The organism is Pseudomonas sp. TH15, assembly GCF_016651105.1.
Taxonomy (GTDB): domain Bacteria; phylum Pseudomonadota; class Gammaproteobacteria; order Pseudomonadales; family Pseudomonadaceae; genus Aquipseudomonas.
In genome coordinates this window covers 4,271,175-4,294,734 of the sequence record NZ_JAEKEL010000001.1, presented here as the reverse complement: position 1 = coordinate 4,294,734, position 23,560 = coordinate 4,271,175, and the positions used below count along the sequence as shown (strand labels likewise).

The following is a 23,560-nucleotide window of genomic DNA, read 5'->3' as shown; positions in this document are numbered from 1 at the left end:
TCCCCGCGTTGCTCAAAACCATGTAGGCGCTGTCGAGTGCAACGAGGCTGCGATCTTTTGATCTGGTTTTTTTAAAATCAACATCAAAAGATCGCGGCTTGCGGCAGCGCCTACATGGGGATTTGTGTGGGTTGGGGTAAGATGCGGGTCATTCGAAAAACAACAGGATTTGCTGGGTTCCATGTCGGAAAAAGACACCATCGCCGTTCAACTGGTGCGTGAAGCACTGTTGCAAAGTTGTGCCCCGGGCGTGGCCACGGAAGAAGTCTTGAGCAAGGTCGGCATCGATCCGGCGCTGTTGCAAACCGAAAACGGTCGTGTACCGGCCTCGCAGTACGCCAGACTCTGGCGCTTGCTGGCCCGGCGCGGCGATGACGAGTTTTTCGGCATGGACTTGCGCAAGCTCAAGTCCGGCAGTCTGGAGTTCCTCTGCCGCAGCGCGATGGCGCAACCGACGCTCGCGGCCGGCTTGGGCAGTGGCTTGAGTTTTCTGTCACTGATGCTCGAGCGCCTGCCCGCGCAACTGGTGCACCAGCAAAGCCTGGCCGAAATCGTCTTGCTGGAGGACGACCCCGAGCCACGTCGCGCTTTCACCTACTTCACCTATTGGATGATCGTCCACGGCGTCGCCTGCTGGCTGGCGGGGCGGCGGATTCCGATTCTGGCCATCGAACTGCGCTGCCCGGCGCCGGATTTCTGCGATGACTATCAGGTGATGTTTTCCGAGAACCTGCGCTTCGACCGTCCCCGCACGCGGATGATTTTCGCCGCCGATTGCCTGGACCTGCCGATCAAGCGCAGCCCGGAAGAACTCAAACGGTTCCTGGCCCACGCACCGGCCAATATCCTGGTCAAATACCGCGACCCGGAAAGCCTGGCCAGCCGGATCAAACACGATCTTCGACAACTGCCCGCCGAGCAATGGCCGGAAACCGAGGCTTTGGCCCAGCAACTGTGTATGTCGGCCTCGACCCTGAGGCGGCGTCTGGCTGAAGAAGGGCAGACTTGGCAGGGCCTGAAGGACAGCGTGCGCAAGGAATTGGCCATCGTCTGGCTGGCAGAACCTTCGATCAGCTTTGCCGAGATTGCGGCGCGGTTAGGGTTTGCCGATACGAGTTCGTTTTATAAGGCGTTTCGCAAGTGGTCAGGGTCGAATCCGGGGCATTACCGGAGTTTGATTCTTAACGAAGCGAGCTGAGCCAGCACTTGCGTTGATGGGGCCGGCCTCTTCGCGGGCAAGCCTCGCTCCTACAGGGATCGCGTAAACCCTGTAGGAGCGAGGCTTGCCCGCGAAGACGCCTGACCAGACAACACACCTCTCAAATTTTGGCCAAACCAGTCACGCAACTTGATAGCTTTGACCATTGCCCCACACCCCGCGCAGCGCGAGTATTCCTGTGTTAATTACGGTTCCCCCAACCTAATAAAAATGCAGAGGGATTCTGGCAATGCGCGATTACTTGTCTGCTACATCACCGTTCGATTACCAGCACACTGTGGAGGCCGCACTTGCCGGCGATTTGACTGCGCTTAACGCCTGCGTCGAGTGTTGCGACCGTCACGCGTTGCCAGGTCGCATCGCGCTGTTCTGGGAGGGTCGTGACGGCGCAAGCGCGACGTACACCTTCAGCGATTTGCAGGACAAGGCTGCGCGTTTCGCCAATTTCCTTCTCACACAGGGCGTGCAGAAGGGTGACAAGGTCGCCGGCCTGCTGCCACGCAACATTGAATTGCTGATCACTGTATTCGCCACCTGGCGCATCGGCGCGGTCTATCAGCCGCTGTTTACCGCGTTCGGCCCGAAAGCCATCGAACATCGCTTGAACAGCTCCGGTGCCAAAGTGGTCGTGACTGACGCGGTCAATCGGCCGAAACTCGCTGAAGTCGCCGATTGCCCAACCATCGTTACCGTTGGCGGCGCTAAAGGGCAGGGGATTGTCCGTGGCGATTACAGTTTCTGGGCCGAACAAGCCAATTATTCCCCCGAGTGCGAACCGGTACTGATGACCGGCGAAGACCCGTTCCTGCTGATGTTCACCTCGGGCACCACCGGCCCGTCGAAAGCGCTGTCGGTACCGCTTAAAGCCATCGTCGCTTTCCAGAGTTACACCCGCGACGCCGTGGACTTGCGCCCGGAAGACGCGTTCTGGAACGTTGCCGATCCGGGCTGGGCTTATGGCATTTACTTCGGCGTGACCGGGCCGATGTCGATGGGGCACCCGATCACCTTCTACGATGGCCCGTTCACCCTCGAAAGCACCTGCCGGGTGATCAACAAATACAACATCACCAACCTGACCGGCTCGCCGACCGCTTACCGTCTGCTGATTGCCGGTGGCAACGAATTCGCTCGTTCGATCAAAGGCAAGTTGCGCATCGTCAGCAGCGCCGGCGAGCCGCTGAACCCGGAAGTGATCCGCTGGTTCGCCGACAACCTCGACGTGGTTATCCACGACCACTACGGCCAGACCGAGCTCGGCATGGTCCTGTGCAACCACCACGGCCTGAAGCACCCGATCCACATGGGCGCCGCCGGTTTTGCTTCGCCTGGCCATCGGATTGTGGTGCTTGATGACGACTACAACGAACTGAGCGTCGGCCAGCCGGGCATTCTGGCCATCGACCGTACCCAGTCGCCGATGTGCTGGTTCAACGGCTACGAAGGCGCCCCGACCAAGGCCTTCGTCGGCAACTATTACCTGAGCGGCGACACCGTCGAGTGGAACCCGGACGGCAGCATCAGCTTCGTCGGCCGTAGCGACGACGTGATCACCACCTCCGGCTACCGCGTCGGCCCGTTCGACGTCGAAAGCGCGTTGATCGAACACCCGGCCGTGATCGAAGCCGCAGTGGTCGGCAAACCCGATCCGGAACGCACCGAACTGGTCAAAGCCTTCGTGGTGATTGGCGAGCAATACCGCGCCACGCCGGAACTGGCCGAAGAACTGCGCCAACACGTGCGCAAGCGCCTGGCCGCGCACTCGTACCCCCGTGAAATTGAATTTGTCAGCGAGTTGCCGAAAACCCCAAGCGGAAAATTGCAGCGCTTTATCTTGCGCAACCAGGAAATCGCCAAGGCTCAAGAGGCCGCGGCTCACAAAGCTTCTGCTTGAATCGAAGGAAACAATGATGCAGATCGAAAACAAGGTTTTTCTCGTCACCGGCGGCGCATCTGGCCTCGGTGCCGCCACCGCTGAAATGCTGGTGGCTGCCGGCGCTAAGGTGATGCTGGTGGACATGAACGCCGAAGCCGTTGCGGCCCAGGCTGAGCGTCTCGGCGCACACAGCGTCGTGGCCGACATCAGCAACGAAGCCGCTGCCGAAGCCGCCGTGCAAGCGACGGTCGCCGCGTTTGGCAGCCTCAACGGCCTGATCAATTGCGCCGGTATCGTGCGTGGCGAGAAGATTCTCGGCAAAACCGGCCCGCATGCGCTGAGCAGCTTCGCCCAGGTGATCAACGTCAATTTGATCGGCAGCTTCAACATGCTGCGCCTGGCCGCAGCAGCCATCGCCGAAACCGAAGCGGACGCTGATGGCGAACGCGGCGTGATCATCAACACTGCTTCGGCAGCAGCTTACGACGGCCAGATCGGCCAGGCGGCGTATGCCGCGTCCAAAGGCGCGATTGTCAGCCTGACCTTGCCCGCCGCCCGTGAACTGGCGCGCTTCGGCATCCGTGTGATGACCATCGCGCCGGGCATCTTCGAAACCCCGATGATGGCCGGCATGACCCCGGAAGTCCGCGCGTCCCTGGCCGCTGGGGTACCGTTCCCGCCGCGTCTGGGCAAGCCGGGCGAGTATGCCGCGCTGGTCAGGCATATCATTGAAAACAGCATGCTCAACGGCGAGGTGATCCGTCTCGACGGTGCCTTGCGTATGGCCGCCAAGTAAGGAGGATTTTTCATGAGCCTTTCCAACGATCCGATTGTTATTGTCAGCGCCGTCCGCACCCCGATGGGCGGCTTTCAGGGCGAACTGAAAAGCCTGACCGCGCCGCAGCTCGGCGCCGCCGCGATCAAGGCTGCGGTTGAACGCGCCGGTGTCGCCTCAGATGCCGTCGACGAAGTCCTGTTCGGTTGCGTGTTGCCCGCCGGCCTCGGCCAGGCGCCTGCGCGCCAGGCAGCACTGGGCGCCGGGCTGGGTAAATCGACCCGTTGCACCACCGTAAACAAAATGTGCGGTTCCGGCATGGAAACCACCATCCTCGCCCATGACATGCTCGTCGCCGGCAGTGCCGACGTGGTGATCTCCGGCGGCATGGAAAGTATGTCCAACGCGCCATACCTGCTGGACCGCGCCCGTAGCGGTTACCGCATGGGCCACGGCCGCGTGCTCGATTCGATGTTCCTTGATGGCCTGGAGGATGCCTACGACAAGGGCCGCCTGATGGGGACCTTCGCCGAAGATTGCGCCGAGGCCAACGGTTTCACCCGTGAAGCCCAGGATGCGTTTGCCATCGCTTCGACGACTCGCGCCCAACAAGCGATCAAGGACGGCAGCTTCAAGGCTGAAATCGTGCCGCTGACCGTCACCGTCGGCAAAGAACAAGTGCTGATCAGCCACGACGAACAGCCACCGAAAGCCAAACTCGACAAGATCGCCTCGCTGAAACCGGCGTTCCGCGAGGGCGGCACGGTGACGGCGGCCAACTCCAGTTCGATCTCCGACGGTGCGGCAGCATTGGTGCTGATGCGTCAGTCGCAGGCGCAGAAACTTGGTTTGAAAGCGCTGGCGGTGATTCACGGCCACGCGGCGTTTGCCGATACACCGGGCCTGTTCCCGGTGGCTCCGGTGGGGGCGATCAAGAAGCTGATGAAAAAAACCGGCTGGTCCCTGGACGAAGTCGAGTTGTTTGAGGTGAACGAAGCGTTCGCCGTGGTCAGCCTAGTGACCATGAGCAAACTGGAAATTCCCCACGAGAAGGTCAACGTCCACGGCGGCGCTTGCGCCTTGGGCCACCCGATTGGTGCGTCCGGCGCGCGAATTCTCGTGACCTTGCTCTCGGCCCTGCGCCAGAAAGGCCTGAAGCGCGGCGTTGCAGCGATCTGCATTGGCGGCGGTGAAGCGACGGCCATGGCCGTGGAATGCCTGTATTGAGACTGACGCTATCCCCAGGTGGGAGCGGGCTTGCTCGCGAAGAGGCCGTGTCAGTCGACTTAAATACTGAATGGCACACCGCATTCGCGAGCAAGCCCGCTCCCACAGGTCCGGCGTTTCAACCAGGCATTTTGTGCGAAAGGCTCATATTTAAGGATTTGCCATGATTCCCAATGACGAACAACTGCAGATCAGCGAAGCGGCCCGGCAATTCGCCCAGGAACGGCTGAAACCGTTCGCCGCCGAATGGGACCGCGAGCATCGCTTCCCGAAAGAAGCCATCGGCGAAATGGCCGAGCTGGGCTTCTTCGGCATGTTGGTGCCGGAAGACTGGGGCGGTTGCGACACCGGTTACCTGGCCTACGCCATGGCCCTGGAAGAAATCGCCGCGGGCGACGGCGCGTGCTCGACGATCATGAGCGTGCACAACTCGGTGGGTTGCGTGCCGATCCTCAAGTACGGCACCGACGATCAGAAAGAACGCTTCCTCAAACCACTGGCCAGCGGTTCGATGCTCGGCGCCTTTGCCTTGACCGAACCGCAAGCAGGTTCCGACGCCAGCGGCCTGAAAACCCGCGCCCGGCTGGAAGGCGATCACTACGTACTCAACGGCTGCAAACAGTTCATCACCTCCGGGCAGAACGCCGGGGTGGTGATTGTCTTCGCCGTAACTGACCCCAGCGCCGGAAAACGCGGGATCACCGCGCTGATCGTGCCCACTGATTCGCCGGGCTACAAAGTCGCGCGGGTCGAGGACAAACTCGGGCAGCACGCCTCCGACACTTGCCAGATCCTCTTTGAAGACGTGAAGGTCCCAGTGGCCAACCGCTTGGGCGAGGAGGGCGAAGGTTACCGAATCGCCCTGGCCAACCTCGAAGGCGGACGCGTAGGCATCGCTTCGCAATCGGTGGGCATGGCACGCGCCGCGTTTGAAGCGGCCCGTGACTACGCCCGCGAGCGCGAGAGTTTCGGCAAGCCGATCATCGAACACCAAGCTGTCGCGTTCCGTCTGGCGGACATGGCGACCCAAATCGCCGTCGCCCGGCAGATGGTGCATTACGCTGCCGCGCTGCGTGACAGCGGCAAACCGGCCTTGGTCGAAGCTTCGATGGCCAAGCTGTTTGCCTCGGAAATGGCCGAGAAGGTTTGCTCCGCCGCGTTGCAAACCCTCGGCGGTTACGGTTACCTGAACGACTTCCCGCTGGAGCGGATCTACCGCGACGTACGGGTGTGCCAGATCTACGAAGGCACCAGCGATATTCAGCGCATGGTTATTTCGCGCAATCTTTGAGAAGACCCCCCGTAGGAGCTGCCGCAGGCTGCGATCTTTTGACGTTGATTTTAAAAAGCGAGATCAAAAGATCGCAGCCTCGTTTCACTCGGCAGCTCCTACAGGGGATCGAGCCTTATGCAAAACAGGAGTTATTTATGAGTTACGAAACGATTTTGCTGGAAACCCACGGTCGTGTAGGCCTGATTACCCTCAACCGTCCGCAAGCCTTGAACGCGTTGAACGCGCAGATTGTCAGCGAGCTGAACCACGCCCTCGATGGCCTGGAAGCTGATTCGAACATCGGCTGCATCGTGCTGACCGGCTCGAAAAAAGCCTTCGCCGCCGGTGCCGACATCAAGGAAATGGCCGAGCTGACCTACCCGCAAATCTACCTCGACGACCTGTTCAGCGACAGCGATCGCGTGGCCAACCGCCGCAAGCCGATCATCGCCGCCGTCAACGGCTTCGCCCTCGGTGGTGGCTGTGAACTGGCGCTGATGTGCGACTTCATCCTGGCCGGCGATAACGCCAGATTTGGCCAACCGGAAATCAACCTCGGCGTGCTGCCGGGCATGGGCGGCACCCAGCGCCTGACCCGCGCCGTGGGCAAGGCCAAGGCCATGGAAATGTGCCTTAGCGGCCGCTTGATCGATGCGGTGGAAGCGGAGCGTTGCGGGATTGTCGCGCGGATCGTGCCGGCGGATGAGTTGCTGGAAGAAGCGCTGAAAGTCGCGACGCTGATTGCCAAGAAGTCGCTGCCGATTGCGATGATGGTCAAGGAAAGCGTGAACCGGGCGTTTGAAGTCAGCCTGTCAGAAGGTGTGCGCTTTGAGCGTCGGGTGTTCCATGCGGCATTTGCGACGCAGGATCAGAAGGAAGGGATGGCGGCGTTTATTGCCAAGCGTGAGGCGGAGTTCGTCGGAAAGTAGTTCGGCGTATCCAATGACGCCATCGCGAGCAAGCTCGCTCCCACATTGGTTCTGCGTTGTACGCAAATCCCCTGTGGGAGCGAGCCTGCTCGCGAAGCTTTGAGGCCAGATCAAAAGATCGCAGCCTGCGGCAGCTCCTACAGAGACTCTGGTGTAGGAGCTGCCGCAGGCTGCGATCTTTTGCTTTTAGAGCTGATAGTTTTTCAACTCCCGGGCAATCACCATCCGCTGTATCTCGCTCGACCCTTCATAAATCTGCGTAATCCGCGCATCCCGGTAGTAACGCTCCACCGGGTAATCCTCCAAATATCCATATCCGCCATGAATCTGCATCGCCGAAGAACAGACTTTCTCGGCCATTTCCGATGCAAACAATTTGGCCTGTGAGGCCTCCGACAGACACGGTTTGCCGGCACTGCGCAACCGCGCAGCGTGCAGGATCAGCAAGCGTGCGGCGTTCAACCGCGTGTGCATGTCCGCCAGCATATTGGCGATGCTCTGGTGCTCGTTGATCGGTTTGCCGAACTGCACCCGATCCCGGGAGTAGGCCAGCGCCGCTTCAAATGCTGCACGGGCGATGCCCAACGCTTGCGCGGCGATGCCGATGCGGCCGCCTTCGAGGTTGGAGAGGGCGATGGCCAGGCCTTTGCCGCGATCACCCAGCAGGTTGGCTTCTGGGATGGTGCAGTTGCTCAGGGTTACTGCGCAGGTATCGGAAGCGCGAATGCCCATTTTGTGTTCGGTGCGATCAACGATAAAACCAGCGGTGTCGGTCGGCACGAGGAATGCCGAGATGCCTTTCTTGCCCAGGTCCGGATCAGTCACCGCAAACACAATCGCCAGTTTCGCCCGCTTGCCGTTGCTGACGAACTGCTTGGCGCCATTGATCACCCACTGGCCATCCCGCAGTTCGGCGCGGGTGCGCAGGTTGTGGGCTTCGGAACCGGCTTGCGGTTCGGTCAGGCAGAAGCAGCCGATGGCTTGACCGCTGGCCAGGTCCGGCAGCCAGGTTTTTTTCTGTGCTTCAGTGCCGTAATTCAGCACCGGCCCGCAACCCACCGAGTTGTGGATGCTCATCAACGCGCCAGTAGCGCCGTCGCCAGCCGAAATCTCTTCCACGGCCAAGGCGTAGGCGACGTAATCGACATAGGTGCCGCCCCATTCCTCGGGCACGACCATGCCCAGTAGACCCAGCTCCCCCATCTTCGCCACCAGACCGTCATCGATCCAGCCAGCCTTTTCCCAGGCTTGTGCGTGGGGCGCGATTTCGCCACGGGCGAAGTCCCGGGCCATATCGCGGATCATCACTTGCTCTTCGCTCAATTCAATATCGTGCATGGCTCAGCTCCCGCTCTGCTCAAAACCTGTGAAGAAACTCTCGACGTGCTCGGCGTGCAGCGCCTGTAGGGTCGGCGGGTTCCAGCGCGGGTTCTTGTCTTTGTCGATCAACAAGGCGCGCACGCCTTCGATCAGGTCGCCGCGCTCGAACCACTGGCGGTCCAGGTGCAGTTCAAGGGCGAAGCATTGTTCAAGGCTCAAGTGGCGGCCGCGACGGAGCATTTCCAGGGTCACGCCCATGGCCAGCGGCGAACGGCTTTCCAGCAGATCGGCGGTGGTTTTCGCCCATTCGTGACTGTCGGCGACGGTCACTTCGCGTAGTTGTTCCACAATACTCGCCACGTCCGGCAGGGCGAAGAAGTGGTCGATGGCCGGGCGCAGCGCAATCAATGGCGCGTCAGGCAGTTGCTGCGTGGCGAGCTTGGCCAGCACACCTTGCAGGTCCTTGAGCGGTGTTTCGTGCCATTGGAGGTGATCGAGTTGTTCGTCCAGGGTGCCGAGTTTATCGCTTTCCAGGTACCAGTCGGCCAAGCCGCAATACAGCGCATCGGCGGCGCGGATCTGCACGCCGCTGACACCGAGGTATATCCCCAGCTCACCAGGAATCCGCGGCAGGAAGTAGCTGCCGCCCACGTCCGGGAAGTAACCGATGGCCACTTCCGGCATCGCCAGGCGACTGCGCTCGGTCACCACCCGCATATCCGCGCCTTGCACCAGGCCCATGCCGCCGCCCAGTACAAAGCCGTCCATCAAGGCCAGGACCGGTTTGCAGTAATTGTGGATAGCGAGGTCGAGGGCGTATTCCTCGACGAAGAAGTCTTCGTGCAGGCTGTCGCCGTTTTTGAAGCTGTCGTACAGCGAGCGGATGTCGCCACCGGCACAGAACGCTTTCTCACCAGCGCCGCGCAGCACCACTGCGTTGACCTGTGAATCCTCGGCCCAGGCGTCGAGCTGGTTCTGCAGGCGGCGGACCATGTCCAGGGTGAGGGCGTTGAGGCCGGCGGGGCGATTGAGGGTCAGGTGGCCGATGTGGTTGCGAACCTCGGCCAGCACTTCGTTTGTCGTGGCATCCCTGGCTTGAGCCTGCGGAGATGGAACCTGAGCAGTCATCGATAACTCCCTGCTTTTATTGTTCTTTATAGAGAAGCTCGCGCGCGAGCGATGCTGGATCGTATCAGTGCAAATTTGTGATGTACAACCGGCATACGTGCAGGTCCCGTCTGCATTTTTACCTTGGTCGAACATGTAGGCGGGCTCATGTAGGCGCTGTCGCAGGCTGCGCTCTTTTGATCTTTAAAAATCAAAGTCAAAAGATCGCAGCCTGCGGCAGCTCCTACATAAGGGGTTAGGTGAAGGCTGTGGTAATGCTGCGCCGCTTGGCATGCAGCTCACTGGCATGGATCAGCTGTTCAAGGTCTTGCGGCGTGACGTCGATGAAGGCCGCCATCTCCGCCAACGCCCGTTGTAAATCCTCGGCGGTGATGGCCTGGCTGTCGGCCGACGGCATGACCGGTACCGGCTCGGCGGGTCGTTTGGGATAGCGAATGAGCGTCAAGTTGTTGTACGCCAGCGCGCTGAGCAGCATCGCCGAGGCGCCGAGCATCACAGGGCCGAGGGCTTTCCAGTCCAGGGCGATGGTTGCCGGGTCGGCCAACACCAACAGCAGCGCCAACGCTCCGGCCGGGGGATGCAGGCAACGCAGCCAACACATCAACATCAACGCCATGCCCGCTGCCAGGCACGCGCTGCCCAAAGTTCGCCCGAGCACATGAGCGACCAGCAGTGAAATCACCCCGGCGCTCAAGTAACCACCCAAAATCGACCAGGGCTGGGCGAGGGCGCCGGAAGATACGGCGAACAACAACACCGCCGACGCACCCAACGGACCGACCAAGTGCTGCGCCACTTCAATGCCGAATACCTGGCTGCACAGCCAGACGCTGAACAGCGTGCCCAGGGACATGCCGATGGCTGCGCGGCTCCATTCCGAGGGGCGGGTGTTGATGGCGGCGGGTAACCAGCGAGCAAGCATGATGACAATCGATCCGTTGACAGAACCCTTGGCCCAAAAACATGAGCCAAAAAAAAGGCTTAGCTGGGAAACCCAGAAAGCCCTTGAAGTTGTTCCAACTATTGGGGGAGGAACGGGCACAGTGTGCCGTTCATTCCTGATGCTGACAAATTCATATTAATGCAGCTTCAGTGCATTATTTTTGCAGTATTGCCACCCGCCGGCCCGCCATGAAGCACAGGGTTCCGCCCATCGCGGTCAATGCGCAGAGGGCGTAGAACATTGTCGGCGCCGGGGTGTGCATTAACAGGTAGCCACAAATCACCGGGCTCAAGGCACCGCCCAACGCCGCGAGGTTTTGCGCGCCGTAGTAACTGCCGCGCAGTTCTTCCGGGGCCAGGGTGTCGACGAAGAGGAATTCCGCCGGGTAAATGATCATTTCACCGAGGGTGAAAATGAACATCGCCACACACCAGCTCACCAGACCGTCGGCCAGGCTGAAACCGATCAAACCCAAAATGAACAAGCCGGTGCCGCCAGCAATCCAGTAGCGCAGTTGCTCACGTTTGAGGAAGCGGCCGATCTGGTATTGCAGCAGGATCACGCTGATAGCGTTGCAGGCGAGCAGGGCGGCCATGGTTTCCAGGGCGCGCTTGGAGTCATGGGTCACCAGCAGGTATTGCGACAGGTACAAGGTGAAACGGCCATGGACCACGGTGCTGAACAGGCAGCCGCAGGTGAACATGATCAAGGTGCGGTCGTTTTTGAGGGTGGTCAGGGTCTTGAGAAAGCTCTGGGGCTGGCCGAGGGTGGTTGTCTGCGCCGGGTCTTTCGGAATCCCGCTCATCAAGAAGATACTGAAGAAGGCGATGCCGCCAGCAATCAGGAACGGTGCAATCGGATACACCCCGGCGATCACCACACCGAGCATCGGCCCGGTGGCGTAGCCGATATTGGTCAAGGTGTAGCGCAGGGAAAACGCCTTGGCCCGTTGGCCCATGGGCAGGTTTTCGCTGAGGATCGCTTTTGAGCCGATCAGAAATAATGCGGAGGCGGTTTCGGTGATCACCAGGGTCGCGGTGGTCAGGTACAGGTTCTGGGCGAAGGTCAGCAGCACGAAGCCGATGGCGCTGGAGAGCATGGCCAGGATCAACAGCCGACGCTTTTCCAGACGGTCGATAATGTAACCGCCGTAAAGGGCGAGCAGGGTGGCGATGAACACCGCGATGCCCAGCAGCAGACCAACGTCCTGTTGGTTGAGACCGAGTTTGTTGCTCAGAAATAGTGTGAGCAACGGGCTGGTGATGGCGCGGCTGACGACGATGGTCAGCGAGCAAATCATCAACCGGCGGATAACGAGCGAGTAAGTGGCCACGGTGGTGCAAATGTCCTTATTTCAAATGCTGTGCGGGCGTACGCCATCCTCGCCGCGCACACGCCGCCGGTCAAACTCAATAACTCCCCCTATCCTGTAGGAGCTGCCGCAGGCTGCGATCTTTTGATCTTGTCTTTAAAAGCAAAATCAAAAGATCGCAGCCTTCGGCAGCTCCTACAGGGGATGGCTCAGGGGCAGGCGCATTGCGCAGCGGCGTTCGGCGGGAAAGCCGTGCTCGACTTCCTTTTGCAAGGCATCGATCAAATACGCTTCGCTGGCATCCGGCTCGACCACCACGAAGCCCATCCGCTCATAGAAAGGTGCATTCCACGGCACATCGCGAAACGTGGTCAGCGTCACTCCTTGCAAGCGTTGCCGGCGTGCATAGGCAATCGTTGCCGAGATCAATTGACGGCCCGCCCCCTGGCCCTGAAACGAACGGCTGACGGAGAGTTCTTCAATGTGCAATTGCTTGCCGATGGTCAGCGCGCGAACAAACCCGGCGAGTTGCACGGTGGCGCTTTCGGCAACCCATACGTGAGCATGCTCGATGGCGTGTCGATGTTGCGCGGCGTCCGCCACCTCGGTATCGGCAAGCCAGGCAAGGGTGGGATCGATACGAAACAACTCGGCGGCCGAGCGCTCGATAGCGGGAAGGGCGGCCGCGTCAGCGGAACGAGCAAGACGAATGAGCATTTTCATTTAGGAGTGCCGCAGGCTGCGATCTCTTGATTTCGGGACGTAGAGCGTCCCCGGCTGCATTCCCATGCAGAGCGTGGGAACGATCAAAAGCCAAAGGATCGCAGCCTGCGACAGCTGCTACAAGGGTTTCACGTACAGCAATACGTAGTCGTTTTTATCGAAACGGCCGCTCACCAGCGGTTGCAGGGTTTCCAGTGGCGTACCTTTCAAGGCCTGGAAGTCGTTACGATCCATCATCAGCCACGTCGGGCCCTTGAGGGCTTCCAGTTGCTGCACCGAGTCGGTGAACTGCGGTTGCAGATCCTGCTCGATGTTGACCATGAATTTGATCGCTTTCGCGTCCTTGCCCATACCGTGCAGCACCAACGGCGCAGGGTTTTGGATAACCTGCGCGAAGGCGGCGCGGCTGAAAGTCTGCGTGTTATAGAGGCGCTGTTCCACAGGTTCGAACACCGCCGCATACACCGTCCATAACGCCAGCACCGAACACAGCGCCAGCACTTCGGCACGCCAACGCGGGATCAACAACCGCGAGAGCGCCGCCAGTTGCAGCACGCCGAGCACCAGCAAAATCAGCGTGATGTCGGTCAATTGCTCGGGGAACCGACGCCGCGCGACCAGCAGAGCCACCAGCAGTAACCCCGGTGTCAGCAGCCACACCGCCAACATCAAACCGCGCAGCCAACGGAACACCCAACCGTGGAGAACCTGAAACGGATACGCCGCGATGATCGCTGCCATTGGCAGCATCGGCAGCACGTAACGGGCTTTTTTCGCCAGGGGAATCGACAGGCCGACCATCACGATCAACCCGGCGGCCGCGCAGTACAGCACCAGGCGCAGTTGCGGCCCGGCTTCGCGTGGTGTGGTCAGGCAAATGGCGGCCAGCGCCAACAAGCCCAATGGATAGGCCAGCGCATAGTTGCCCATTGAACTGGTGAAGTAATACAGCGAATCGCTGGCGCCCTCACTGCCATCCATGCGCCCCATGAACTGCATGCGAATGACATCCTGCATGAAGGCTGGACCACCGCTCAGTTGCGCCAGCCACAACAACAGCCCGACGCATGCCGCGAGTAACACCGACGCCAGCACGCCAAACACCAGCAATCGCGGCCACTGTCGATTGAGCAAGTAATAACTGCACAGCATGCCGGTCGGCACCACCAGACCAATGGGTCCGCGAATGCCGAAACCGAGCAACAGCAACACGAAGATCAACCACCCACGGCGTCCGCCCGCAAAGTGATCGTGGGCATAGCCCAGATAGAACACCGCGAATGCGACCGCTGCGAGCATCAAGTCCTGCGACACCGCGCGGACTTCGGTGAGGAACGTGCTGGTGAGCAGCAACAGCGCGATGCTGATCAGCGCCCAGCGCCGCGAATACGGTGCCAACAGCCGATACATCAACGTCACGATCAGCGCGCCGGCGATGGCGCTCGGTGCCCATGCGGTGAACGCATTGACGGCCCCGAACGGCAATGACAGCAGCCAGATAAACAACGTCGACAACGCCGAGTAATCGGCATACGGCTGTCCATAAGTGCTCGGAAACACCGTTGGCCCGTGGCGCAGCATTTCCTGCGCGAACAGCACAAAGCGTGAATCGAAACCGATAGGGGCCTGCCCGTAGACCCCGGCCATGAACAATAAAAACGCCAGCAGCCCTGCGATCAGGGACTGCCGGCGAATGTCAGGCGATAACGTGATCAAGCGACGTCGGACGCGTGCGGCCATTGTTGCAGCGTAATCGGCAGTTTGCGAGATTCACCGCGACCCATCGGGAAGTACAGGAAGCCGCTGCGCGCCAGGCGCTCTGCGTCATACAGGTTGCGGCCATCGAAAATCACTGGTGCTGCGAGGCGCTCACGGATCAGGTCGAAATCCGGCGCCTTGAATTGTTGCCACTCGGTGCAGATGATCAGCGCATCGGCGCCGGTCAGTACCGATTCCGGTGTGCCCATGAGCGCCAGCTTCGATTCGTGCGGATACAAATGCTGGGTTTCCTGCATCGCTTCCGGGTCGAACGCGCGTACATTGGCGCCCGCCGCCCACAGCGACTCCATCAGTACGCGGCTAGGTGCGTCGCGCATGTCATCGGTGTTCGGCTTGAACGCCAGGCCCCACAAGGCGAAGGTCTTGCCAGCCAGATCACCCTTGTAGAACGCATTGACGCGCTCGAACAGCTTGTGTTTCTGGCGCTCGTTGATTGCTTCCACCGCTTGCAGCAGGTCGCTGGAGCAGTTCGCTTCCTCGGCGCTGTGAATCAGTGCGCGCATGTCTTTCGGGAAGCACGAACCGCCGTAACCGCAGCCCGGATAGATGAAGTGATAGCCGATGCGCTGATCGGCACCGATGCCCAGACGCACGGATTCGATGTCGCAACCCAGGTGCTCGGCCAGCTCGGCGATCTGGTTGATGAAGCTGATTTTCGTCGCCAGCATGCAGTTGGCGGCGTACTTGGTCAGCTCGGCGCTGCGCAGGTCCATGAACATGATGCGGTCATGGTTGCGGTTGAACGGCGCGTAGAGCTCGCGCATCACTTCACGTACTTCGTCACGCTCGCAGCCGACGATGATGCGGTCCGGACGGCGGCAGTCGGCAACGGCGGTGCCTTCCTTGAGGAATTCCGGGTTGGAGACGATATCGAACTCCAGTTCGCGGCCGTCCAGTTTGCCCAGGATATGTGCGCGCAGGGTGTCGCCGGTGCCAACCGGAACGGTGGATTTTTCCACCAGGATCACTGGCTGCACGCGGTGGCGGGCTACCGCATCACCGACCGACAACACGTAGCTCAGGTCTGCCGAACCGTCTTCACTGGACGGTGTACCAACGGCGATGAACAACACTTCGCCATGTTGCACGGCAAGTTTTTCATCGGTGGTGAACTGCAGGCGCTTGGCCTCCAGGCTTTCCTTGACCAGACTGGCCAGCCCCGGTTCAAAAATGCTGACATGGCCTTGCTTGAGCAATTCCACCTTTTTGGCATCGATGTCCATGCAGATCACATCGTGGCCGACTTCGGCCAGAACGGCAGCCTGAACGAGGCCAACGTAACCACTACCAAATACACTGATTTTCATGGGGCATTCCTAAGAACAGGTGCGCGAGCAGGTCGAGAGTTGATGGTGATGACCCCGAGGATGACAAGGGCCACCCCGAGGCTTTTTGCAAGACTGAAATGTTCGTTAAATGCCGGCAGACTAGCGGCCAGCAGGTACACCAGCGCATAGCTGATGCTGAGCAGTGAATAGGCCCGTCCCAGTGGCACGTCCCGCAGGGCGAGCAGCCAACTGAGCATCGACAGCGCGTAGGCAAGGATCGCCGCCAGCACCACGCCGATGGCGGTCAGGTCGACGCTGCCATTGCTCAGAGCTGTCAGCCATTGATCGGGGTGCGGCAGGCGGCTCATGCTCCAGCGCATGCCAAGCTGGGCGGCGCTGGCCAACATGACGCTGCCCAGGGCAAAGGTAATTCCACGGCGCAGGTTCATGTTTGTTGCCCCAGCAAAACCACGCCACCGATTACCAGTACGACGCCCAGCCAATGGCGACGGTCGACGGTTTCGTGAAAGACGAAGCGGGCGACCAGGGTAATGAGTACGAAATTGAGGCTGAGCATCGGATAGGCGACACCGACTTCCAGGCGCTGCAACACCAGCAGCCAGACCAGAAGGCCAAAACCGAGCGAGAACAACGCCAGCCACAGCCACGGCGAGCGAAGTTTCTCGCCCAAGCCGGTCGTTTTACCGCGCCAGCTTTCCACTGCGTACTTCTGGGCCACCTGGCCCAGGCAGGTCAGCAGGCACGCGGTCAGCAACAGAATCAGGCTCATGACGCATCCTGAGGGATGATCAGAATCACCAGATTGCCTTGCTCATAGCGCTTGCCATCTTTAGGCAGCAATTCGAGTTCTTGCAGTTCGTCGTCACCCTTGACCCGCATGACCACGCCGACCGAACCGGTCTTGCGAGCTTCTTGCATCCACTGTTGCACCTGATCCGTGGTGATCCGTCGATTGCCGGTGTCAGGAAAGTCCAGGCCGTATTTAAGCTCGCCGACCGTGTTGTACAGCGCCACTTGTGGACGTCCCAGGCGCCAGGACAGTGCTGCCGCTGCGCCCAGATCATTGCTCAGCAGTTGGCCGGTCTGACCCAGTTCCTGAACGTGTTCGAGGATGAACTGGTCAGGCATCTTGTTGGAGACCACCGAGTTGGGCAGTCCTGCGGGTATCAGTCCGATCAGGATGAGACTGCCAAACGCCGGTGCTGCCCAGCATTGCAGGGGCCGGAAGGCTTGCAGCAAATTGGCCATGATCCAGCCGATCAGCGCGATAAACACCAGAATCAGATGATGCAGCTCAAGTTCGTACACCGGCTTCTTCAGTTGCACGTAGACCAGCGCGAGCAATACGACGACGCCCATCACCAGGTTCAGCAAACCGTTGATTCCCAGCGCCCGACCTTGTTCAAGCTTCAAACGGTCCGCCAGCGCGTTGCCGAGCAACAGCGCCAAGGGCAACAGGCAGGGCAGGATGTAGGCCGGCAATTTGCCCTTGCTCAGGCTGAAGAAAATCAGCGGCATAACCATCCACAACAATAGAAAGCCGATGCTCGCCTGGCGACGGCTCTGCCAGGCTTGTTTCAACGCCGTTGGCAGCAACACCGCCCAAGGCAGGCTGAACGCGACCAGCAGCGGCAGGTAATACCACCAAGGCGCGTCATGCTGGGCGTCTTCGCCAGCGAAGCGCTGAATGTGTTCGTGCCAGAAGAAGAACCGCCAGAAGTCGGGCTCCTGAGAGTGCACGGCCAAGACCCACGGCAGGCTGATTACGATGGCCACGACCACAGCAACCGGGCCGTAGACCAGCAGTTCACGCCAGCGTTTTTGCCAGATCATCCACGGCAAGGCGATCAGCACCGGCAGCAGCCAGGCCAAAAAACCCTTGGTCATGAACCCCATGCCGCAGGCCAGCCCCAACGCGGCCCAGCCCAACAGGCGCTGACCACGGCTCTTGCTGTCCAGTGCAAACCACAGGGCAACCAGGCTTGCGTTGACCCAGAAGGTGAATTGCGGATCGAGGTTGGCATAACCGGCCTGGCCGGCGATGACGGTGAAACTCATGTACAGCAAAGCGCAGGCAAAACTTTTGCGCGGGTCGTTCCACAGGCGTCGGGCGATCAAATAGCACAGCAACACGCTCAGCCCGGTGGTCAGGGCTGAGGCGAAACGTACGCCGAACAGATTGTGGCCAAACAACGACTGGCCGATGGCAATCATCCAGTAGCCAGCCACCGGTTTTTCAAAGTAGCGCAAGCCCATGAAATGCGGCGACACCCAGTTGCCGCTCAGGAGCATGTCCTGGCTGATCTGGGCGTAGCGGGTTTCGTCGGGAATCCACAAACCGTGGGTACCCAACGGCAACAGATAGGCAAGCAGCATAACGACCAGCAACACCGGTAATGCCCAGCGTTTACTCATGCGCCTTGCACTCCCAGCCAGCCTTCACGGCCTTCAAGGGCGCCGCGAACTACGCGGCCGGCCGGCAGGGTAGCGAGTGACTCGGGCAACAAGTCGCCCAAGGGTTGGAAATGAATGTCGCGCTGGCGTGCATCGGCCAGCAGCTGACGAAAATCGTTGGCCATCAGAATCCCTTCTACCTCGGCATGGATCGTGTAGACGTTCAGTTTTTCGGGGGTAAAGCGGTCCAGGATGAAAGCGTTGAAATCTTTGGCAACCACGGTCGGACCGACCACCTCGTCAAAGGTAGGCAGGTCCACCGGGATTTGTGGCGCACCGAGGCGGCCATCGGCCAATGTCGGCTGGAACAGGCTCTGGCCCCGGCAATCGCTGTTATAGCGAAAGCCGAAACCTTGCTTGGCTTCGATCACACGCTCGTCAGCCCGCCAACCGGCAGAAGCCGAGCAGTCGACTTTTTGCCCGAGGATATCGCTGAGGCAATCAACGCCCCGGCGAATCTGCTCGATCAATTGCGCATCGCTCCAGCGCCCGGCGTTGGCTTGCCAGCCATGGTGATCCCAGGCGTGCAGGCCGACTTCATGACCGGCGTCCCGGGCCTGACGCATCAGGTGCCCGAGGTCGCGACCAATGGGTTTGCCTGGCCAGGCAGTGCCGGCCAGCAAAATATCCCAGCCATACAGGCCGGCGGCGTTGGAACGCAGCATCTTCCAGAGGAATTGTGGGCGGATGAGGCGCCACAAGTGGCGCCCCATGTTGTCCGGCCCGACGCTGAAGAAAAACGTCGCCTTGACCTGAGCCTCATCGAGCATTTCCAGCAACCGGGGCACCCCTTCACGGGTGCCTCGGTAGGTGTCGACATCGATACGAAGGCCTGCCTGCATTAGCGCTTGTCCGCGATTTCGAGCATGGCTTCGCGCAGGAAGAAGTCCAGCGTGTTGCCGATGGTTTCGCTCATTTCAACGGTAGGCTCCCAGTCCAGCAGGCGCTTGGCGTTGGCAATGCTTGGCTTGCGGTGTTCCACGTCCTGGTAACCGGCACCGTAGAACGCCTTGCTTTCCACGTCGCGGAAACCGGCGAACGGAGGGAAGTTGGCACGCAGTGGGTGCGCTTCGAACTGACGCAGCAGCTCTTCGCCCAACTGACGGATGCTGGCTTCGTTTTCCGGGTTGCCGATGTTGATGATCTGACCGTTGCACGCGTCGTTTTCGTTGTCGACGATGCGTGCCAGGGCTTCGATGCCGTCAGCGATGTCAGTGAAGCAGCGCTTCTGCTCGCCACCGTCGAACAGACGGATCGGAGTACCTTCCACCAGGTTCAGGATCAACTGGGTGATGGCACGGGAGCTGCCGATACGGGCCGAATCCAGACGGTCCAGACGCGGGCCCATCCAGTTGAATGGACGGAACAGGGTGAAGTTCAGGCCCTTGGCGCCGTAAGCCCAGATCACGCGGTCCAGCAGTTGCTTGGAGACCGAGTAGATCCAGCGCTGCTTGTTGATCGGACCAACGATCAGGTTCGAGGTGTCTTCGTCGAAGTTCTTGTCCTGGCACATGCCATAGACTTCGGAGGTCGACGGGAAAATCACGCGCTTGTTGTACTTGACGCAGTAGCGAACCAGTTTCAGGTTCTCTTCGAAGTCCAGTTCGAATACGCGCAGCGGGTTGCGGGTGTATTCGATTGGCGTTGCGATGGCTACCAGCGGCAGGACCACGTCGCACTTCTTGATGTGATATTCGATCCACTCGGAGTGAATGCTGATATCGCCTTCCACGAAGTGGAAGTTCGGGTGGCTGCGCAGGCGCTCGATGGCGTCGGAACCGATGTCCAGGCCGTAGACGTCGTACTTGTCGTCACGCAGCAGGCGCTCGGACAAGTGGTTACCGATGAAGCCGTTGACGCCCAGGATCAGTACGCGAGTACGACGTGGAGCACGGCCGGATTCGGCACCGCGCAATACTGAACCGTCTACCAGGCCCAGTTCAGCAGCCAGTTGCGGGCCGCTGAGGTACAGGCCGTTATCGTTACGCTGACCGGAAGTGATGACCAGCGAGTCTTCGCCGCAAGCGATGCGCAGCGGATCAACACTGATTACACGGCCAGGTGCTTGACCTTCGTTGCCCTTGGCGACTTCAGCGCTCCAGACAATCAGTTTGTGCTCGCCCACTGCGCAGAACGCGCCCGGGTATGGCTGAGTAACAGCGCGAACCAGGTTGAACAGCTCTTCAGCCGGTTTCTTCCAGACCAGTTTGCCGTCGGCCGGAGTGCGGCGACCAAACACGGTAGCTTTGGATTCGTCCTGGGCGGTCTCGGTGACTTTGCCTTGCAGCAGGGCTGGCAGGGTGTCACGCAGCAGGGAAGCGGCGGCTTCGCGCAGTTTGCCATGCAGGCTCAGGGCGGTATCGGCACGGTCGATGGCGACCTTGTGCTGAGCGATGATTGCGCCAGCATCGGCACGTTTGACCATGCGGTGCAGGGTCACGCCGGTTTCGGTTTCGCCGTTGACCAGCACCCAGTTGGCCGGTGCGCGACCACGGTAGGTTGGCAGCAGCGAGCCGTGCAGGTTGAACGCGCCTTTGCTGGCGGTGGCCAGCAGTGGCTCGCTCAGCAGATTGCGGTAGTAGAAAGAGAAAATGTACTCAGGGTTGAGCTTGGCGATGCGCTCGATCCACAGCGGGTGGTTGACATCTTCCGGCGCATGAACCGGGATGCCTTTGCGAGCGCACAGTTGCGCAACGGAGCCGTAGAAGGCGTTTTCCTTCGGATCATCGGCGTGGGTGAATACCGCGCCGATTTCAAAACCTGCGTTTAACAGGGCTTCAATGCCGGCACAGCCGATATCGTGGTAGGCGAAGACAACAGCTTTTGCGCTCATGAGTGAACCTGATCTGAAGAAGTGGAAGTGAGACCGTCAACGGTAACAACGGGAGCAGGGGAAGCGGGTTCGTTACGCAGGACCTTCTCGATGAAGAACCGTGGACGCGCCCGAACATCGCTGTACATGCGGCCCAGGTATTCACCCAGAAGGCCCATGCCGATGAATTGGCCGCCGGTGAAGACGAACAGCACGGCGAACAGCACGAAGGTACCGCCGCCAGCCCAACCAGAGCCGAAGGCCAGGCGCAAGACGATCAGCGCAATGGCAAACAGTACGCCAAGGCCCGCCATGCAGAAGCCGACGATGCTGAGCAGACGTAGAGGGGTGGTGGTCATGCAGGTGATCAGGTCGAACATCAAGTTGACCAGACGCATCGGGCTGTACTTGGATTCGCCGTGTTCACGTTCGGCGTGGGTCACCAGGATTTCCGTGGTGTGCCGGGCGAAACTGTTGGCAAGGATTGGAATGAAGGTGCTGCGTTCGCGGCAGGCGAGCATTGCGTCGACGATGGTGCGGCGGTAAGCACGCAGCATGCAGCCGTAGTCGCTCATGGCCACGCCGGTGGAACGTTGCACGGCCAGGTTGATCAACTTCGATGGCCAGCGGCGCAAGGCCGAGTCCTGACGGTTGTTGCGCACGGTGGCGACCACGTCATAACCGAGTTCGGCCTGGGCCACCAGTCGCGGGATTTCTTCGGGCGGGTTCTGCAGGTCAGCGTCGAGGGTGATGACCACATCGCCCTTGCACTGTTCGAAACCGGCCATGATCGCCGCGTGCTGACCGTAGTTGCGGTTGAGAATGACCGCCACGACGTGGCTGCCTTGACGATTGGCAGCATCTTCGAGCAGTTGCGCCGAATTGTCGCGACTGCCGTCGTCCACCAGCACGATTTCGTACTCGTGGGTCAGTTGCGCGCAGGCTGCTTCGGTGCGACGCAACAATTCGGGCAGGCTTTCTTCTTCGTTGTAGACCGGAATAACGATCGACACGCAGTTGATTGGATAAGGTCTCAAAGGCTTCTGTCCATAATGTTTTCGATGGCACCAACAACGCGATCAACGTCGTCGGTGGTCATGTCGGGGAACAAGGGAATCGAACACAGCCGCGCCGAGTTCCATTCGGTATTGGGCAGATAGATGTCCGGGAAACGTTGACGATAATAGGTGTGCAGGTGCGTGGCAATAAAGTGAATGCCTGTTCCGATATTTTGTTCCTGCAAAGCCTTCATGAACGCTTCACGATCCAGCCCGCAACGTTCGGCGTCGATACGCAGAATGAACAGGTGCCAGGCGTGTTGTTGCGGATACGTCGGAATGGTCAACGGCTGCACGGGCAGGCCTTCCAGGCGCTGCAAGTAGGTCTGGGCCAGTTGCGTGCGTTTGGCGTTGATTTCGTCCAGTCGCTCCAGTTGCACCAGGGCGATGGCGGCATTGATGTCGGCCAGGTTGTACTTGAAGCCTGGCTCGATAACCTGGGCCTGCGGCTTGCGCCCGCCGGTCAGTCGATCGTAGGCGTCAACGCCCAGACCGTGGAACTTGAGCATACGCACACGAGTGGCGAGGGCTTCATCGTCGGTGACGAACATCGCGCCTTCGGCGCAGGTCATGTTCTTGATCGCGTGGAACGAGAAGATCGCCGTGCCTTGGGAACCGACGTGACGACCTTTGTAGAAAGTGCCGGCCGCGTGGGCCGCGTCTTCGATGACGGCGATCCCGTGCTTGTCAGCCAGGGCATAGAGCGGATCGAGGTCGAACGCCGCGCCGGCGTAATGCACCGGAATGATCGCCTTGGTACGGGGCGTGATCGCCGCTTCAATGCTTTGCAGGTCGGTCATCAGGGTGTCGCGATCGACATCGACAAAAACCGGTGTTGCCCCCAACAGGCAGATCATGTTGGCGGTGGACACCCACGTCTGGGACGGGGTAATGACTTCATCCCCGGGACCGATGCCCAGGGCCAGCAAGGTGATGTGCATGCCACCGGTAGCGGACGACAATGCCACGGCATGCTTGCAACCGACGTAGTTGGCGAAGTGTTCTTCCAGTGCCTGGTTTTTTGGCCCGGTTGTGATCCAGCCGGAGCGTAATACTTGCTCGACGGCCGCAATTTCTTCATCGCCGATACTGGGGCGAGAGAAGGGGAGAAAAGCCTGACTCATGGGGACCTCGGGTCTGAAGCGTCAACGGAATTTCAGCTGTGAAAGTTTGGATCCACTCAAAGCGTAGACGCTAAAACGAAAGCTGCATCAATTAGTTACCGCGGAAATGTGACAAATTACGTGGTTGACTTTCGGCTCCTTGCTCGTCAGGTTGGAATTGAGAATCGATGGCTATCCGATCCGTTCAGATTAAGCGCGAAAATGTGAAAGGGACATGAAAAACCGGTCGGTGAATCGTTTTTCTGAAGTTCAGACAGCCAAAGTTCAGACTTCTACCGTTTATCGCGCCTTATCAGTGGCTTGCGTTCGGAGCGCAACC

General features: G+C 60.0%; 20 protein-coding genes. 6 read left to right on the top strand and 14 right to left on the bottom strand.

Going from position 1 to position 23,560, the window contains the following annotated elements:
* Window positions 1-181 precede the first annotated feature (181 nt).
* The 6 genes from JFT87_RS19140 (at window position 182) to JFT87_RS19115 (ending at window position 7,299) form a co-directional block, all read left to right on the top strand.
* Window positions 182-1,198 carry an AraC family transcriptional regulator gene (locus tag JFT87_RS19140; RefSeq protein ID WP_201203746.1) on the top strand — a complete coding sequence of 339 codons (1,017 nt, stop codon included), beginning with the start codon at window positions 182-184 and terminating at the stop codon, window positions 1,196-1,198.
* A 250-nt stretch (window positions 1,199-1,448) separates the two neighbouring features.
* Window positions 1,449-3,113 carry an AMP-binding protein gene (locus JFT87_RS19135; RefSeq protein WP_201203745.1) on the top strand — a complete coding sequence of 555 codons (1,665 nt, stop codon included), beginning with the start codon at window positions 1,449-1,451 and terminating at the stop codon, window positions 3,111-3,113.
* A gap of 16 nt (window positions 3,114-3,129) precedes the next feature.
* Window positions 3,130-3,891: an SDR family NAD(P)-dependent oxidoreductase gene (locus tag JFT87_RS19130; RefSeq protein ID WP_201203744.1), complete on the top strand. Its 762-nt coding sequence runs from the start codon at window positions 3,130-3,132 to the stop codon at window positions 3,889-3,891.
* A 12-nt stretch (window positions 3,892-3,903) separates the two neighbouring features.
* Window positions 3,904-5,097 (top strand): acetyl-CoA C-acyltransferase, encoded by a 1,194-nt coding sequence (locus JFT87_RS19125; RefSeq protein WP_201203743.1) that lies wholly within the window; start codon window positions 3,904-3,906, stop codon window positions 5,095-5,097.
* Window positions 5,098-5,260: 163 nt separating this feature from the next.
* Window positions 5,261-6,388 (top strand): acyl-CoA dehydrogenase, encoded by a 1,128-nt coding sequence (locus JFT87_RS19120; protein WP_201203742.1) that lies wholly within the window; start codon window positions 5,261-5,263, stop codon window positions 6,386-6,388.
* Window positions 6,389-6,525: 137 nt separating this feature from the next.
* Window positions 6,526-7,299: an enoyl-CoA hydratase gene (locus tag JFT87_RS19115; RefSeq protein ID WP_201203740.1), complete on the top strand. Its 774-nt coding sequence runs from the start codon at window positions 6,526-6,528 to the stop codon at window positions 7,297-7,299.
* A gap of 186 nt (window positions 7,300-7,485) precedes the next feature.
* Here the strand turns inward: JFT87_RS19115 and JFT87_RS19110 are convergent, their stop codons facing one another.
* The 14 genes from JFT87_RS19110 to arnB form a co-directional block, all read right to left on the bottom strand.
* Window positions 7,486-8,637, bottom strand: coding sequence for an acyl-CoA dehydrogenase family protein (locus tag JFT87_RS19110; protein ID WP_201203738.1), 1,152 nt, complete (start codon window positions 8,635-8,637; stop codon window positions 7,486-7,488).
* A 3-nt stretch (window positions 8,638-8,640) separates the two neighbouring features.
* A complete protein-coding gene (locus JFT87_RS19105; RefSeq protein ID WP_201203736.1) occupies window positions 8,641-9,747 on the bottom strand; it encodes an enoyl-CoA hydratase/isomerase family protein in 1,107 nt (368 codons plus the stop codon).
* Window positions 9,748-9,982: 235 nt separating this feature from the next.
* Window positions 9,983-10,669, bottom strand: coding sequence for an HPP family protein (locus JFT87_RS19100; protein ID WP_201203734.1), 687 nt, complete (start codon window positions 10,667-10,669; stop codon window positions 9,983-9,985).
* A gap of 175 nt (window positions 10,670-10,844) precedes the next feature.
* Window positions 10,845-12,023, bottom strand: coding sequence for an MFS transporter (locus tag JFT87_RS19095; protein WP_201203732.1), 1,179 nt, complete (start codon window positions 12,021-12,023; stop codon window positions 10,845-10,847).
* A 174-nt stretch (window positions 12,024-12,197) separates the two neighbouring features.
* Complete coding sequence (locus JFT87_RS19090; protein WP_201203730.1) at window positions 12,198-12,725, bottom strand: GNAT family N-acetyltransferase; 528 nt, start codon at window positions 12,723-12,725, stop codon at window positions 12,198-12,200.
* A 117-nt stretch (window positions 12,726-12,842) separates the two neighbouring features.
* Window positions 12,843-14,465, bottom strand: a complete 1,623-nt coding sequence (locus tag JFT87_RS19085; protein ID WP_201203728.1) for an ArnT family glycosyltransferase — start codon at window positions 14,463-14,465, stop codon at window positions 12,843-12,845.
* Window positions 14,438-15,811 carry a UDP-glucose dehydrogenase family protein gene (locus tag JFT87_RS19080; RefSeq protein ID WP_201203719.1) on the bottom strand — a complete coding sequence of 458 codons (1,374 nt, stop codon included), beginning with the start codon at window positions 15,809-15,811 and terminating at the stop codon, window positions 14,438-14,440. The genes JFT87_RS19085 and JFT87_RS19080 overlap by 28 nt, the downstream gene beginning before the upstream one ends.
* Window positions 15,808-16,221 carry a 4-amino-4-deoxy-L-arabinose-phosphoundecaprenol flippase subunit ArnF gene (arnF, locus tag JFT87_RS19075; RefSeq protein WP_201203717.1) on the bottom strand — a complete coding sequence of 138 codons (414 nt, stop codon included), beginning with the start codon at window positions 16,219-16,221 and terminating at the stop codon, window positions 15,808-15,810. Before arnF ends, JFT87_RS19080 begins: the two co-directional genes overlap by 4 nt.
* Complete coding sequence (gene arnE / locus JFT87_RS19070; protein WP_201203716.1) at window positions 16,218-16,562, bottom strand: 4-amino-4-deoxy-L-arabinose-phosphoundecaprenol flippase subunit ArnE; 345 nt, start codon at window positions 16,560-16,562, stop codon at window positions 16,218-16,220. Before arnE ends, arnF begins: the two co-directional genes overlap by 4 nt.
* On the bottom strand, window positions 16,559-18,208 hold the full coding sequence (gene arnT / locus JFT87_RS19065; protein ID WP_201203715.1) for a lipid IV(A) 4-amino-4-deoxy-L-arabinosyltransferase: 1,650 nt from the start codon (window positions 18,206-18,208) through the stop codon (window positions 16,559-16,561). Before arnT ends, arnE begins: the two co-directional genes overlap by 4 nt.
* Window positions 18,205-19,089 carry a 4-deoxy-4-formamido-L-arabinose-phosphoundecaprenol deformylase gene (arnD, locus tag JFT87_RS19060; RefSeq protein WP_201203714.1) on the bottom strand — a complete coding sequence of 295 codons (885 nt, stop codon included), beginning with the start codon at window positions 19,087-19,089 and terminating at the stop codon, window positions 18,205-18,207. The genes arnT and arnD overlap by 4 nt, the downstream gene beginning before the upstream one ends.
* Window positions 19,089-21,080, bottom strand: a complete 1,992-nt coding sequence (gene arnA / locus JFT87_RS19055; protein WP_201203712.1) for a bifunctional UDP-4-amino-4-deoxy-L-arabinose formyltransferase/UDP-glucuronic acid oxidase ArnA — start codon at window positions 21,078-21,080, stop codon at window positions 19,089-19,091. The genes arnD and arnA overlap by 1 nt, the downstream gene beginning before the upstream one ends.
* On the bottom strand, window positions 21,077-22,096 hold the full coding sequence (gene arnC, locus JFT87_RS19050; RefSeq protein ID WP_201203710.1) for an undecaprenyl-phosphate 4-deoxy-4-formamido-L-arabinose transferase: 1,020 nt from the start codon (window positions 22,094-22,096) through the stop codon (window positions 21,077-21,079). The genes arnA and arnC overlap by 4 nt, the downstream gene beginning before the upstream one ends.
* Window positions 22,093-23,241, bottom strand: coding sequence for a UDP-4-amino-4-deoxy-L-arabinose aminotransferase (arnB, locus tag JFT87_RS19045; protein ID WP_201203708.1), 1,149 nt, complete (start codon window positions 23,239-23,241; stop codon window positions 22,093-22,095). The genes arnC and arnB overlap by 4 nt, the downstream gene beginning before the upstream one ends.
* Between the last annotated feature and the right edge of the window lie 319 nt (window positions 23,242-23,560).

Bases quoted from the DNA above. Each gene is read 5' to 3' on its own strand.
- JFT87_RS19140 (WP_201203746.1), top strand. From the start codon at position 182: ATGTCGGAAAAAGACACCATCGCCGTTCAACTGGTGCGTGAAGCACTG.
- JFT87_RS19135 (WP_201203745.1), top strand. From the start codon at position 1,449: ATGCGCGATTACTTGTCTGCTACATCACCGTTCGATTACCAGCACACT.
- JFT87_RS19130 (WP_201203744.1), top strand. From the start codon at position 3,130: ATGCAGATCGAAAACAAGGTTTTTCTCGTCACCGGCGGCGCATCTGGC.
- JFT87_RS19125 (WP_201203743.1), top strand. From the start codon at position 3,904: ATGAGCCTTTCCAACGATCCGATTGTTATTGTCAGCGCCGTCCGCACC.
- JFT87_RS19120 (WP_201203742.1), top strand. From the start codon at position 5,261: ATGATTCCCAATGACGAACAACTGCAGATCAGCGAAGCGGCCCGGCAA.
- JFT87_RS19115 (WP_201203740.1), top strand. From the start codon at position 6,526: ATGAGTTACGAAACGATTTTGCTGGAAACCCACGGTCGTGTAGGCCTG.
- JFT87_RS19110 (WP_201203738.1), bottom strand. From the start codon at position 8,637: ATGCACGATATTGAATTGAGCGAAGAGCAAGTGATGATCCGCGATATG.
- JFT87_RS19105 (WP_201203736.1), bottom strand. From the start codon at position 9,747: ATGACTGCTCAGGTTCCATCTCCGCAGGCTCAAGCCAGGGATGCCACG.
- JFT87_RS19100 (WP_201203734.1), bottom strand. From the start codon at position 10,669: ATGCTTGCTCGCTGGTTACCCGCCGCCATCAACACCCGCCCCTCGGAA.
- JFT87_RS19090 (WP_201203730.1), bottom strand. From the start codon at position 12,725: ATGAAAATGCTCATTCGTCTTGCTCGTTCCGCTGACGCGGCCGCCCTT.
- JFT87_RS19085 (WP_201203728.1), bottom strand. From the start codon at position 14,465: ATGGCCGCACGCGTCCGACGTCGCTTGATCACGTTATCGCCTGACATT.
- JFT87_RS19080 (WP_201203719.1), bottom strand. From the start codon at position 15,811: ATGAAAATCAGTGTATTTGGTAGTGGTTACGTTGGCCTCGTTCAGGCT.
- arnF (WP_201203717.1), bottom strand. From the start codon at position 16,221: ATGAACCTGCGCCGTGGAATTACCTTTGCCCTGGGCAGCGTCATGTTG.
- arnE (WP_201203716.1), bottom strand. From the start codon at position 16,562: ATGAGCCTGATTCTGTTGCTGACCGCGTGCCTGCTGACCTGCCTGGGC.
- arnT (WP_201203715.1), bottom strand. From the start codon at position 18,208: ATGAGTAAACGCTGGGCATTACCGGTGTTGCTGGTCGTTATGCTGCTT.
- arnD (WP_201203714.1), bottom strand. From the start codon at position 19,089: ATGCAGGCAGGCCTTCGTATCGATGTCGACACCTACCGAGGCACCCGT.
- arnA (WP_201203712.1), bottom strand. From the start codon at position 21,080: ATGAGCGCAAAAGCTGTTGTCTTCGCCTACCACGATATCGGCTGTGCC.
- arnB (WP_201203708.1), bottom strand. From the start codon at position 23,241: ATGAGTCAGGCTTTTCTCCCCTTCTCTCGCCCCAGTATCGGCGATGAA.